This is a genomic window from Shewanella gelidimarina (genome assembly GCF_023283945.1).
Classification (GTDB): domain Bacteria; phylum Pseudomonadota; class Gammaproteobacteria; order Enterobacterales; family Shewanellaceae; genus Shewanella; species Shewanella gelidimarina.
In genome coordinates, this window is record NZ_JAKIKW010000011.1 from 70200 (window position 1) to 83611 (window position 13412).

The window sequence follows — 13412 nt, forward strand, 5'->3', positions numbered from 1 at the left end:
TTACAAAAATAAAGCCGCGAACGCGGCTTTATGGTCTAGCTATCTATTTGAGTCATCACTTATCTTTCATCGATAACTCATCCACTAACCTATATACGGTGTAAGTGGTGGAGTGAAAATTATCAGACCACGCTTTTAACGCCGCACCGGCTTTAGCTTCATCACCCATATGGGTCGCTAATACTTCTGCAAATGACTTATCTGGCGGCGTCATGCCAGCGTAATTGTTGTAGGGGATCACTAAACTAAGCCCCCCTTCACCACCAATAGAATCAGCCCATGACCAAGAATATGGCCACTTCATCGCCTTAGCATTGTCACTTAACAGCTTTTTACCCGCGGCAATACCTTTACTACTGCCCATCTTCTCTTGGTAATTGGTGACTGCAAAATACTTAAACTCTTTACTGTCTTGTGGCCAGTTACTGTTTTCAATGTCTAAACGACTGTAAAAGTGCTCATAGTGATGAATATACTGCGCCACATTAGCGTACCAATCATCAAGGATCTTGTTATCGGCCTGCCACTTTTGATAGCCATCAACATCATTCCACTGAGTACAACAGTAGCGAATAATATAGCGGTCCATGCCGGTGCCTATTGCAGGCCGATAGACTTTCCATGCTCTTGGGTCACCTTGACTGGCACGGAACTGAACATGTTTTATAAACGCGGTTTCAAATGCAGACTCTTGGCCATGGTTAGGGACCATAACCCATACATCAGCAAGTGAGTCAGGCTTTGAATCAGCGGCAACGGCGGTATTTATCAACGCCATCATCGCGAGTAAGCTGCAGGTGAATATCTTAAATAGAATCTTTTTCATTTCTATAATCCTTTCAGTGAGTGAGTTGCAATCACGTCAACATTAAAAGTTAAGAAAACACATTAGAGAGAGTATGAGATTTGAAATATGCCAACATAATTACGCATAAAGCCTAGCAACTATTGCTCAACTTGCGAGATCCTAGCGCATTTATTCGTCACTAATGGTAGATTTTATGGTGTTCAATTGAGCATAAAGAACCGAATAAAGAGCGAGGACACGGCCGTAATACACTGTCGGTTAGAAGGTCATTCTCAGCTTAATAAGCAACGCCAACAATACTCAGAGGTAATGATTTTTCGTGTGGTTAAAAAACCTTGAAGTCGCTGGTAAATCAATTTGTTAATACTAATGAGCAAACTTTAAAATATTTACTTTAAAGTTAAACCTATCTATATCTATAATGAACATGGCTATGTCATACCAGCGCTAGCGTGGCTGAGCTTTAGCTAATATAGAACAGCGTAAACCAAGGTAAAAATATTTTTAACCTTCAGGGTATTTCAATCGCTAAAATGAACATTTGCAGCTCTACTTTTAATCATTTGAGCTAACCATTAGAACTAAAATAATAATTGGATGGAACCAGTGCTAAAAAAAATACTAGCAATGACCAGCTCGACACAGATGTTAGTGGCCATGTTTGTTGGTTTTGGGGTCGGCCTATTCTTTGGCGAATCCGTTAGCTGGATGGGCACCATAGGCACCAGCGTGATATTACTGATGCAGATGACAGTTCTCCCTTATATTATCGTCTCGTTGGTAGGGGGTATCGGTAAGCTGCAAAAGAGTACCGCCAAGCTTATTTTCAGCCGCGCTGGACTCATCATGGTATTACTCTGGGGACTAGGATTGATTACCGTGGCCTTAATGCCACTGTCATTCCCTGTGGTTGAGTCAGCCTCTTTCTTTAGCACCAGCAGCATTGAACCGGTTACCCCGATTAACTATTTCAAACTCTATATCCCATCGAACCCTTTCGAGTCAATGGCTGATGGCTATGTCCCCGCAATGGTGGTCTTTAGCATAGCCATGGGGCTTGCATTAATTGGTATGCAAGGCGAAAATAAGCAGCAAATATTAACCTTCATGCATACCAGTTCAGAAATTTTTTCTCGTATCACTCAAGGTTTAGTCAAAATTCTACCCATTGGCATTTTTGCCATGTCAGCCTCAGCCGCAGGCACTATGGGCGTCGACGAATTTGCCAGTATGCAGGTGTATTTAATTAGCTACTTTGTACTCTGCCTGCTGCTCACATTTTGGATCTTGCCGTGGATTGTCGCTTCTTTAACCCCCATTACGTTTGCACAAGCCTTGCGCATCTCAAAGGCGAGCTTGGTGACCGCCTTTGCCACCGGTAACATCTTTATTGTTATCCCTGTGATTGTGGAAGAGTGTAAACAAGTCATGCGCGAGCACGATAAATTGAGTGAAGATGGCGCCACCTTGATAGAAATTTTGGTTCCAATCGCGTTCACCTTCCCTAATATAGGTAAGTTAACCGTGATCCTCTTTGTGCTCTTTGCGGGTTGGTTTAATGGCACACCCGTTGATATCAGCAGCATTCCATCACTTTCAATTAGTGGCTTGTTATCGCTCTTTGGCAGTGTATATGTCGCAATACCCTTTATGCTGGATCTGGTGCATTTGCCGTCAGATCTATTTCAGCTATTTGTGATGTCAGGCTTTATCACCGGAAAATTTAACTCTATAGCGGCAGTAATGAACCTGTTTGCACTGACTTTGCTGACTGCCGCACTGTTTGAAAAGCACCTTACGCTACGTCCCGCTAGATTACTAAAAATGGGCTTGGGGATCAGCATCAGCCTGGTGTTAACTCTGATAGTATGCCGCGTGGGGATGGGATTATTTATCCAAAGCCCAGAGGTCACCAGCGGAGTTATCGCCAATATGCAGGTGGCCGATAAAGTGCCCACTAAGGTCAGTAAGCAGTTTCCTATTATTGGCACTACTCCAAGATCACCGATCGCAGGGATCCAGACCATCCGCAGCCGAGGCATACTCAGAGTCGGTTATATACCCAGTAATGTGCCCTTTAGTTATTACAATAACACTGGCCGCCTTGTTGGTTTTGATACCGCGATGGCCACCAAACTGGCCGAAGATCTCAACGTTAAAGTTGAGTTTATCCCATTCAAGAAAAGCAAACTCGCTCAAGCCTTAGATGCTGGCTTTTTTGATATCGCCATGTCTGGTTTAGCGATGGATATCGAGCAGATGGACGCCCTTAGCTATACCGACCCGGTACTCGAGCTTAACTTAGCAATGGCCACAAAAGATCACTTGGTTAATACCTTTAAAAGCGCTGAAAAAATATTGAAACTGGAGGCTGTGACTATTGCTTATGTAGAGCATAGCGACATTGTTGAAGATGCGCGTTTAAAAGCACCCAATATTAAATTCGTCAAAATAGATGGTTATAAAGACTTCTTTAGACAGAAAAAAAACCAATACGATGCAGTGGTGATCAGTGCTCAAGCAGGCTCCGCTTGGACACTATTCTTCCCAGGTTACGGTATTGCTTTGCTCGAAAGTAAATCACGTTACCCGGTAGCTTACGCCGTAGCCCAATCAAACCAATCATTGCTCAACTATGTCAATAACTGGCAGCGCTTGCGCAAAGTCGATGGTCACCAAGATGAGATCTATAACTATTGGATGCTGGGACAAGGTGCTGTTGAGAAACAGCCTCGCTGGTCGATCATTCGCAACGTACTGCATTGGATAGAATAAGCCAACAACGGCAGCGTCAAGCTGCCAGCTCGACTCTTTAATAAACACGAAAACTAATACACTAAAAAATTAACTCGCTCAAAATTACAGAAACTTGGCCACTTCGTCGGCGGTAAGGTAGCGCCATTGAGCAAGTTCAACATCAAGTTGCAAGCTGCCAATTTGTTCACGATGAAGGCCATTAACTCGATTACCCACAGCGGCAAACATGCGTTTTACTTGGTGATACTTGCCTTCAGTAATCGTCAGCAACACTTCTTTTTCAGTGACCCTTGTAAGTTCGGCAGGTGCGGTAAGTTGTGCTTCGTTTTGCAGTTGAACCCCCACTAAAAATTTAGCTGCGACATCGTCGCTAATAGGGTCGCGCAGTGTGACTCGGTATGTTTTCGGGCATTGCTTTTCAGGCCTGATGATCTCAAATGACCAACGACCATCATCGGTCAGCAATACTAACCCTGAGGTGTCAGCATCTAAGCGACCCACAATATGCAGATCATCAGCTCTATCCACATCAATGCAACGAAACAGGCTCGGGTAATCACCATCGACATTCGAGCTCAAAGTATCAACAGGTTTATGCAGCATGATATAGCGCGAACGCCGGGCGACTAATCGCTCGCCTTGCCAAACAACACAGTTATTCTCATGCACTTGAAATCTCGCTTCGGTAATAACATTGTCATTCACGCTCACCTCGCCCAGCTCAATACATTGAGTGGCTGCAATACGGGTTAGCTCAGTACTTTTACACAAAAACTTATCGAGACGCATACAGATAAAAATTCTTCTTTATAAATGACATCAGAGGTTAACAGCCATCGGTGCATTAAGTAACTCTATACCGCCTTTCAAAGACCGCTCTTTTTTATAACTTGTTTACGTGCCACTACAAAATTAGCTTCATATCTACAGATAGGCTGGAGCAACTCATAAAATGTTGGCGAAACAAATATTTTCAAACAAGCTACGGTAACAAGCTTAATGCTGCTGTTATCTTCGCAGGTAGCGCTATTAAGCAGAGGCGATTTCAGGCACAATATAGCTCGCAAAATAACATATAAGAAAGCACCTAATACCTTGTCGTAAACGCTTAGGAACCCTACATGACGCAGCTTACCCTACTGACACCAGACGATTGGCACCTTCATTTTCGTGATGGAGATATGTTGCAAGAAACCGTACCCGCAACCGCAAGATTATTTAATCGCGCTATCGTGATGCCCAATCTGTTACCTCCGATCACAGATGCAAAGCTTGCCGTTGCCTACCGTGAGCGTATTTTAGCTGCTCGTCCAGCAGGTTCTAATTTTGAACCATTAATGACCATTTTCCTAACCAACAATACGACAGAGCAAGACATCATCGATGCTAAAGCCGCGGGTATTGTTGCTGCAAAGCTTTACCCAGCGGGTGCCACCACCAACTCAGATGCGGCAGTCAAAGCGTTAGATTCACTATTTCCTATATTTGAAGCAATGGCCAGACACGATTTACTGCTGCTTGTTCATGGTGAAGTGACTGAATCACATATCGATATTTTTGATCGTGAAGCTCTCTTTATTGAGCGCTACCTAGCGCGTATCGTTGATGCCTTCCCAAGCTTGAAAGTGGTGTTTGAGCACATTACCACTAAAGAAGCCGCTGACTTTGTCATGTCAGCTGCAGATAACGTAGCAGCCACGATTACGCCACAGCATTTACTGCTTAACCGTAATGACCTGCTGGTTGGCGGCGTGCGTCCACATAATTTCTGCTTACCGGTTTTAAAACGCAGTACTCATCAAGAAGCGCTACGCGCTGCTGTGGCAACGGGTTCAAGCAAGTTCTTTTTAGGCACCGACTCAGCGCCGCACGAAAAGCACCGTAAAGAATCGGCATGCGGCTGCGCAGGTTGTTATAGCGCTTGGAGCGCATTAGAGCTTTATGCTCAGGTGTTTGATGACTTAGGTGCGCTGGATAAGCTTGAAGGCTTTGCCAGTACTCATGGTCCAGACTTTTATGGTCTGCCACGCAACACGAGTACCGTCACGCTGATAAAAGAGGCTTGGACAGTACCGTCAGAGATCATTCTGCCAAACGGTAATCCTATCGTCCCTTTCTTCGCCGGTGAAAAAGTTAATTGGAAAGTGAAGACCGCTTAACGGGTCATTTTCACTGTCAGCCAGTTCGAAACCAAGCCCGCTAACGCGGGCTTTTTTGTCTCTAATATCAATATAATCTGTACTTTACTCTCGGCCTAACGCCTCACCCAAGGGTTCAAAATAATCAATTAACACACTGAATATTTGCTGTCGATGTTCGACAGTAGGATAACCGCCAGCATCAAAAAGGTCTGACGTTAAGGTTTCATCCACTAAATAAGGATTACTAATATCGGCATAGGATTCGATACAAGATTCAAACGCGCGCGCCATTAATTCGGTTGGTTTTGAAAAGTACTGGGTGCCATATTGCTTATCTAACGCAATCGCGCGGCTGACATAGTCATGCCCTTCCTCACCATCGTCGCTAAGCATACTCACTTCAAATACCCGCTCTAAACGTTGGTTTAACGGATGTTTAATCGGTTTTACATCAGCAATCCAACTATGACTCGCAAAAGAGATTCTATTAGGTGAGATGTGAAATGATTTTGGAGCGATGTAATGATCAAATGCATGCCAAAACTCATGCGCAAGCGCTCCAGCTCCGGCATTTTTAGCCAGCGCGAGTTCGCGTCTATCGGGCGCATAATGCGCCTGCACGCCTTTTTGACCACCGGTGCCAAAAGCAAGATTAAGTGTTTGCCGTAAACCGAGCGCTTTAGGCGGTAGCTTTAAGATAAAAGCAAGATCCGCTAAGGAGTCAAAGATCAGATTTGCCGCTTTATCACGCTCCGCATTTTCTACCCACTTGCCTAAGCGGATATGACCTAAGCCAAACACCTCTTTGACATCAACAAAACTGACTTGCTCATCAAAACGGTAATCAGGACCAATGCGATGATATGCCTTAGACTTTAACACTCACTCTTCCAACTAACTTATATTCACCCATTATAATCAAGCAGCAAAGCGAGTCACTGACTATTGTGTGTTTTGCTTGCGCCACTGCAAAGGAGACAGCTGCATCCTATGTTTAAACGATTTAGAAAAAGCACTCACATCGCTAAAGCCCAACACCTCAGATAACAAGGTAATGTCAATTTGACTTGAGGTTAAATGCCAACAGGCAGAACTCACTCTAACGTCCATCAATAACCGCTTAAAGGTTAAACCTTTACATCTTAAGCGCCGTTGAAGGGTGCGCCTATTCATATTCAACATTGACGCAATTTCATCAATATTGGCATCGCCCATCCCCATAGTTTGTAAAACTAAAGTTTTAACCTTACGCTCAATATCGTCACCAAACTGTCCAATGAGAGCCTCTAAATAACCTTCAACTTGAGCTTTATCTTGCGCTGAAATCGATTGCGATTTCTGTGCTAAATAACTGTTATCGAGGACCAGTCGGTCATTTTCCTGATTAAACACCACAGAGCACTCAAAGTATTTTCGATATACCGCACTATCAGATATTGCGGTATGGGCAAACTCAAGTCGGTCCAATTTTACTTGAGGGCCAATAAGTGTTTTAACTAAGCCTAAACACACACCAAAAGATAACTCCTTGTACTGCTTTGCATGGCTTATATCTTGGAACACTTGATAACGTTCGATAAACGCCGATGAAGCAAACTCACGCAACATCCAATATTCACCCTGACTATGTATCGCCATATAACGCTGCGCATGAATCAAGGCTGCTCTCACTGTTTGGCTGGTCTGCATTATCATGCCTACCGCACCCAACATCTCAAGCCCTTGTGTCGCCGCTAAACGTAAACCAAAGTCTTTGCAATTTAACTGTTCCGCGCTCAGTTCAAGCAAGTTAATCATGTCCGCAACGGCAATCATATTATCGGGGTTAACAATGTCTTCAGCGGTTAAAGCGCATTGTAAAAGCAAATGTTCAGCATCACCTCCAAGTTCGGTAACTAAGCCATCAAACCCCACTAACGAGCCACTACGAATGAGATAATCTTGCTGCATCAATACGTCACCTATCAACTAACTGTGATTAGATAATCGCCAATTTGTCACCAAATGACAAGAATGTTAATTAGCTAAGCCTTAATCTGAATGTGTCGAATCGATAAACATAATAAAAACGATTAACAACATTCGGAGTTTTCAATGTCTGCATACGATACCATTATCAAGGGAGCTCGCTATTTTGATGGCACTGGCGCAGCCTCATCTATTCAAAATATTGCGATAAAAAACGGCAGGATAGCCAAAGTATCTAGCTCAAACATTAGTGAAACCGGCTGCGATCATATTATTGATGCCGAAGATAAATGGCTGATGCCCGGTTTTATCGACACCCACACACACTATGATGCTGAGCTGATTGTCAGTCCGAGCTTATCGGAGTCAGTTCGCCATGGCATCACCACCGTTTTAGTCGGTAGTTGTTCATTGAGCATGGTGTGCAGTGAATATGAAGATGCCTCTGATATCTTTACTCGAGTTGAAACCGTTCCTCGTGAAAAAGTGTTGCCTATTCTAAAAAAATACAAAACCTGGCACACACCAAAGCAGTGGGTGACATTTGCTAAAAACCATCCGCTAGGCCCCAATGTCGTTAGCATGCTAGGCCACAGCGATATGCGAGTCGCCGTTATGGGTTTAAACCGTGCCACTGATCGCAATGTAGTGCCCACTGAAGCTGAAATGGTACAGATGGAACGCCTGCTAAAAGAGTCTCTAGAGATTGGCTTTTTAGGATTATCAACCATGTGCCTTAAATGGGACAAACTTGACGGTAATCGTGAATGGTCCAAAAGCTTACCGAGCACCTACGCTAAGTGGAAAGAAGTTTCCCGCCTTAATAATTTAGTGCGCCAATATGACCGGGTGCATCAAGGGGCACCCAACGCAGCCGCCATTCTGCAAATAAATCAATACATGCGCGAATGCATCGGCATTTTCAAAAAGCCTTTAAAGACCACCTTAATTAGCCGAATGGATCTAAAAGGCAGTGTCTATTTAAGCAAAATTACTAACATTGCAGCCAGAGTCACCAACTTTTTCAATGGAGATTTTCGCTGGCAAGTGCTGCCAACCCCCTTCACGGTTTACGCTGACGGCATAGATGTAGTGTTTTTTGAAGAGTTTGGCGCTGGCGAGCTCGCGTTAGATCTAAAAGACAATATAGCCCGCAATGAATTACTAAAAGATGAAAAATATCGGCGTGACTTTAGAAAGTTCTACGGTGAAAAGCTCAGCCCCAGAGTTTGGCAACGTGACTTTGGTGACGCCATTATTCTCGCCTGCCCAGATGAGTCCATCGTGGGTAAAAACTTTGCCGAAGTTGCCGATAAAAAGCAGATCCATGTGGTCGACCTATTTCTCGATCTCGTAGTGCAATACGGTACCGATCTTCGCTGGTACACCACCGTTGCGAACCACCGCAAGCACGTACTTAAAAACATGGTCAAAGATAAAAAGTCGTTAATCACCTTTAGCGATGCTGGTGCTCATATTCGGAATATGGCTTTTTATAACCTCCCATTAAGAATGCTAAAGCTCGTCAATGAAAGTATCGATGAAAACCAAGCCATTATGACAATGGAGCAAGCAGTATTTCGTATGACAGGCGATCAGGCGCAGTGGTTCAACATTGATGCTGGGCGCATTCACATGGGTGATAGAGCAGACATAGTGATTATCAATCCCGCCAAATTTACCCAAGACCTAGAGCAAGTCAGTTGGGCCGAAATGGAAAACTTTGACTTACAACGCTTAGTTAACCGAAATCCAGGGCTGGTCGAGCAGGTATTTATCAATGGGAACCTGGCCTGCGAACATGATGAAATCCACCCAGAACTTGGAAAAAGTATGGAGTACGGTACCTACTTGCCAGCCCATTAAATGCGCCTCATTGACTCAATAAAATATGGATATTAATTATGATAAGCATGATAAAAAGCCTGATTGCCAGCTCTATACTCATCAGTGCCACTAGCGCCGCAGAGCAACCCAATATTCTAGTGATATTTGGTGACGATATTGGCTACAGCAATATTTCTGCCTATAACAACGGCATGCTTGGCTATCAAACGCCAAATATCGATAGCATTGCCAATGAAGGTGCAATGCTAACCTCCTATTATGCGGAGCAGTCGTGCACTGCTGGTCGTTCGGTATTTATTACCGGACAAATGCCTGTTCGTACCGGACTCAGTAAGGTCGGCTTACCTGGAGCTAGCCAAGGAATACAGCCTCAAGATATAACCTTGGCGCAAACCCTCAAAGACTTAGGCTACGCAACCGGACAGTTTGGAAAAAATCACTTAGGCGATCGAGATGAAATGTTACCGACTAACCATGGTTTCGATGAGTTCATGGGTAACCTCTATCACTTGAATGCCGAAGAGGAACCTGAAAATGTCGATTACCCGCAAGACCCTGCCTTTAAAAAACGCTTTGGTCCGCGTGGCGTTATTCATTCCTACGCAGATGGAAAAATTGAAGATACCGGTCCGCTAACAAGTAAACGCATGGAAACCGTAGACGATGAAACCCTAGCAGCAGCCAATGACTTTATCAGCCGCCAAGTGAAGCAGAAAAAGCCCTTCTTTGTTTGGTATAACAGTACGCGAATGCATAACTACACTCACGTCAGCGATAAACATTCTGGTGTAACGGGCTTAGGAGACTACGCAGATGGTATGGTTGAGCACGATAACCTTATAGGAGAGTTGCTGGCCCATTTAACCTCACTAGATATTGATGATAATACGCTGGTGATCTACACCACCGATAATGGTCCGATGAATGCCACCTGGCCAGACGCTGCCACGGGTCCCTTTAGAGGCGAAAAGAATACCGGCTGGGAGGGCGGATTTAGGGTGCCTGCGTTAGTAAAATGGCCCAAGCACATTAAACCAAACTCCAAGTTTAACGGTATAATGTCATCAGCGGACTGGTTTCCAACCCTAACCAGCATCGCTGGTAACTCAGAGATAAAAAAGCAATTACTCGCAGGTTATACCGCCAAAAATGGTAAGCAATACCACAATCATTTAGATGGTTATAATCAAGTCGATTACCTCAGCCATCAAACTGATGAAAGCGCCAGAAAGCAGTTTTTCTATTGGTCTGATGATGGCGAATTACTTGCTATGCGGGATGGCCGTTGGAAATTTAATTTTAAGATCCAAGAAAGTAAAGGCATTGCTGTTTGGACTCAGTCTCAAACAACCTTAAGAATCCCTAAACTGTTTGATCTTGCCACTGACCCTTACGAAAAAGGTGATCAAGGCTTTGGTTATGATGACTGGTGGTATAAGCGTGCATTTGTTGCTGTTCCGGCACAGATAAAAGTAAAACAAATGTTAGAAAGCTTTAAAGCATTTCCACCACGACAAGTCCCCGGCAGTTTTACGGTCGATATCGACATGCAGGATCTTATCAATATCTCCAAGCAAGCTCAGTAAGCTCATCAGCAGCCTTACCGTAAGTAGACCTTCAGTTGCTTACGGTAAGCATTGCTAATATCAGCCCTAGCCTCCCCCTTAGATTAAACGGTATAATCGGCCTATTAGTTTCATCATGACATAGGCCTAAACATGGCAAAAACGGCAGCTGCACTGCACATTTTGGTTAAGCATAAAGAGCTTGGCGAAGACATTATTAAGCAATTGAACAAAGGCGTTAAGTTTGACGTGCTTGCTAAGAAACACTCTAGCTGTCCGTCGGGTAAAAAAGGCGGTAGTTTAGGCGAGTTCAAAAGAGGCCAAATGGTGCCGCAATTCGATAAGGTCTGCTTCAGCGGTGAGTTGATTACACCGCATTTAGTTAAAACCAAATTCGGCTGGCATGTGATTAAAGTTCTGTATCGAACTTAGCAAACTTAACCCTACCGATGCATGGAAAAAGCCAAATGGGTTATTCCCAACCCATTCGACAAGGTTTGCTTCAGCGGTGAGTTAATTACACCGCATTTAGTTAAAACACTCTTTATGAAAAGATGGGGTTGGCATGTGATTAAGGTGCTTTATCGTACCTAACAGCTTTTAATAAGATAAAAGGCCAAATGGGTTATTCCCAGTCCATTCGACAAGGTCTGCTTCAGCGGTGAGTTAATTACGCCGCATTTAGTTAAAACCCTCTCATTGAAGATAAGGGTTGGCATGTGATTAAGGTGCTTTACCGTACCTAACAGCTTTTAATAAGATAAAAGGCCAAATGGGTTATTCCCAGCCCATTCGACAAGGTTTGCTTCAGCGCTGAGTTAACTACACCACATTTAGTTAAAACACTCTTTATGAAAAGATGGGGTTGGCATGTGATTAAGGTGCTTTATCGTACCTAACAGCTTTTAATAAGATAAAAGGCCAAATGGGTTATTCCCAGCCCATTCGACAAGGTTTGCTTCAGCGGTGAGTTAATTACACCGCATTTAGTTAAAACACTCTTTATGAAAAGATGGGGTTGGCATGTGATTAAGGTGCTTTATCGTACCTAACAGCTTTTAATAAGATAAAAGGCCAAATGGGTTATTCCCAGTCCATTCGACAAGGTCTGCTTCAGCGGTGAGTTAATTACGCCGCATTTAGTTAAAACCCTCTCATTGAAGATAAGGGTTGGCATGTGATTAAGGTGCTTTACCGGACTTAGCAAACTTAGCGCCTCAACCTGAAAGTTTGCCAAGTATCACTTGTAGGCCATTACCTCCTAAAAAACCTGAAACTGCAATATTCACATCTCAATCTGCTGCGTCAAACTCATAGACCCACACTTAAATCCCCTTACGCTCTTTTCACATGGGCCTGCTCAAAGGGCAGCCCCTAAAATTACCTACCACTAATTATATAGATTGTTATTTGATCGATGTCACATAGACCAAAAGTATTTGATCCATGTCAACCAAGGTTTAAGTTCCTGCTGATCTGCCATAAAAGCCATAGAACTAATTAAGTAGGTGTATTAGGTTAAATAAACACCACGTAACATTTTATTAACAGACCAGTGAAAGTCGACGTTAAACACTTTCTTGTAGTAGATGATTAATTGTCATCACTTATTTGGCCGTAGTTGCTAATAAATACAAAACCATATGAATAATATGACTATTTTGGAGTGTGACATGACAAGAGTTAGCCAACTACCTACGTTGTCTGCAATCCTATTTCTCAGCATTTTATGCAGTGTAAATGTGAGCGCAAACAGTCAAGAACTTATCGATAAAGGCAAGACGCTATATAACCAGAACTGTGTCTTTTGCCATCAGGCAGACGCTATAGGTAAGGCTGGATTCGCGCCTTCACTCTCTAACCCTGAGCTGTTGGCAATCGCATCTGATAAATACCTGATGGCCACGATTAGGGATGGCCGTGTCGGTACCTCTATGGTTCCCTATGCTCATCTTGGCAAAGAAAAAATTGTCGCGATTGTGGCCTACCTCAGAAGCCATGAGACCCTGACTCACCGCTCTACCGAAGTTGATAAACAACGCTCGGCCCAAGGTGATGCCCGTAAGGGGGCGCTGTGGTATAGAGATATCTGCTCTACCTGCCATGGCCCTGAAGGCGACGGTTATTTAGCAGGTTCATCGGGTACCGCCATTGGTAAGGCAGGCTTCCTCAACAAAGCCAGTGACGGCTTTATTCGAGAGACGATCAAGTATGGTCGATCCAATACCCGCATGTTGCCATTCTATGGTTCGACCGGACTGGCTAATCTCGATGAACAAGAGATTGAAGACATTATCACCTATCTGCGCACACTAAATAAGTAAG

At 43.8% G+C, this 13412-nt stretch carries 10 protein-coding genes and 2 pseudogenes; 8 read left to right on the plus strand and 4 right to left on the minus strand.

Translation table 11 applies throughout. From position 1 onward, the window contains the following. Positions 1-55: 55 nt before the first annotated feature. Positions 56-826: a hypothetical protein gene (locus L2729_RS11225; RefSeq protein ID WP_248988351.1), complete on the minus strand. Its 771-nt coding sequence runs from the start codon at positions 824-826 to the stop codon at positions 56-58. A 579-nt stretch (positions 827-1405) separates the two neighbouring features. On the opposite strand from L2729_RS11225, the gene L2729_RS11230 reads away from it, so the two are divergent. After that, entirely contained in the window at positions 1406-3583 is a 2178-nt protein-coding gene (locus L2729_RS11230; protein ID WP_248988352.1) for a cation:dicarboxylate symporter family transporter, read from the plus strand. A gap of 84 nt (positions 3584-3667) precedes the next feature. Here L2729_RS11230 and L2729_RS11235 read toward each other — a convergent pair whose 3' ends face one another. Then, positions 3668-4354 (minus strand): pseudouridine synthase, encoded by a 687-nt coding sequence (locus L2729_RS11235; RefSeq protein WP_248988353.1) that lies wholly within the window; start codon positions 4352-4354, stop codon positions 3668-3670. 332 nt (positions 4355-4686) lie between these two features. On the opposite strand from L2729_RS11235, the gene pyrC reads away from it, so the two are divergent. Beyond that, positions 4687-5724, plus strand: coding sequence for a dihydroorotase (gene pyrC / locus L2729_RS11240; RefSeq protein WP_248988354.1), 1038 nt, complete (start codon positions 4687-4689; stop codon positions 5722-5724). 84 nt (positions 5725-5808) lie between these two features. Here pyrC and L2729_RS11245 read toward each other — a convergent pair whose 3' ends face one another. Continuing rightward, positions 5809-6588: a CLCA_X family protein gene (locus L2729_RS11245; RefSeq protein ID WP_248988355.1), complete on the minus strand. Its 780-nt coding sequence runs from the start codon at positions 6586-6588 to the stop codon at positions 5809-5811. 60 nt (positions 6589-6648) lie between these two features. Continuing rightward, a complete protein-coding gene (locus tag L2729_RS11250) occupies positions 6649-7656 on the minus strand; it encodes an AraC family transcriptional regulator (protein ID WP_248988356.1) in 1008 nt (335 codons plus the stop codon). Positions 7657-7800: 144 nt separating this feature from the next. Between L2729_RS11250 and L2729_RS11255 the strand changes: the two genes are divergently transcribed. The 6 genes and pseudogenes from L2729_RS11255 to L2729_RS11280 all read left to right on the plus strand — a co-directional run bounded on the left by L2729_RS11255 (position 7801) and on the right by L2729_RS11280 (position 13411). Continuing rightward, positions 7801-9540, plus strand: coding sequence for an N-acyl-D-amino-acid deacylase family protein (locus tag L2729_RS11255; RefSeq protein WP_248988357.1), 1740 nt, complete (start codon positions 7801-7803; stop codon positions 9538-9540). A 38-nt stretch (positions 9541-9578) separates the two neighbouring features. Then, entirely contained in the window at positions 9579-11108 is a 1530-nt protein-coding gene (locus tag L2729_RS11260) for an arylsulfatase (RefSeq protein ID WP_248988358.1), read from the plus strand. A 132-nt stretch (positions 11109-11240) separates the two neighbouring features. Continuing rightward, positions 11241-11519: a peptidylprolyl isomerase PpiC gene (gene ppiC / locus L2729_RS11265; RefSeq protein ID WP_101091300.1), complete on the plus strand. Its 279-nt coding sequence runs from the start codon at positions 11241-11243 to the stop codon at positions 11517-11519. Between the two features lie 207 nt (positions 11520-11726). Further along, positions 11727-11833, plus strand: a pseudogene (locus L2729_RS11270) (peptidylprolyl isomerase); the annotation flags it as partial. A gap of 351 nt (positions 11834-12184) precedes the next feature. Beyond that, a pseudogene (locus L2729_RS11275) lies at positions 12185-12291 on the plus strand (peptidylprolyl isomerase); the annotation flags it as partial. Between the two features lie 469 nt (positions 12292-12760). Beyond that, positions 12761-13411, plus strand: coding sequence for a c-type cytochrome (locus L2729_RS11280; protein ID WP_248988359.1), 651 nt, complete (start codon positions 12761-12763; stop codon positions 13409-13411). Position 13412 lies beyond the last annotated feature (1 nt).

Coding starts and splice junctions, on each gene's coding strand:
- L2729_RS11225 (WP_248988351.1), bottom strand. CDS start 826: ATGAAAAAGATTCTATTTAAGATATTCACCTGCAGCTTACTCGCGATG.
- L2729_RS11230 (WP_248988352.1), top strand. CDS start 1,406: ATGGAACCAGTGCTAAAAAAAATACTAGCAATGACCAGCTCGACACAG.
- L2729_RS11235 (WP_248988353.1), bottom strand. CDS start 4,354: ATGCGTCTCGATAAGTTTTTGTGTAAAAGTACTGAGCTAACCCGTATT.
- pyrC (WP_248988354.1), top strand. CDS start 4,687: ATGACGCAGCTTACCCTACTGACACCAGACGATTGGCACCTTCATTTT.
- L2729_RS11250 (WP_248988356.1), bottom strand. CDS start 7,656: ATGCAGCAAGATTATCTCATTCGTAGTGGCTCGTTAGTGGGGTTTGAT.
- L2729_RS11255 (WP_248988357.1), top strand. CDS start 7,801: ATGTCTGCATACGATACCATTATCAAGGGAGCTCGCTATTTTGATGGC.
- L2729_RS11260 (WP_248988358.1), top strand. CDS start 9,579: ATGATAAGCATGATAAAAAGCCTGATTGCCAGCTCTATACTCATCAGT.
- ppiC (WP_101091300.1), top strand. CDS start 11,241: ATGGCAAAAACGGCAGCTGCACTGCACATTTTGGTTAAGCATAAAGAG.
- L2729_RS11280 (WP_248988359.1), top strand. CDS start 12,761: ATGACAAGAGTTAGCCAACTACCTACGTTGTCTGCAATCCTATTTCTC.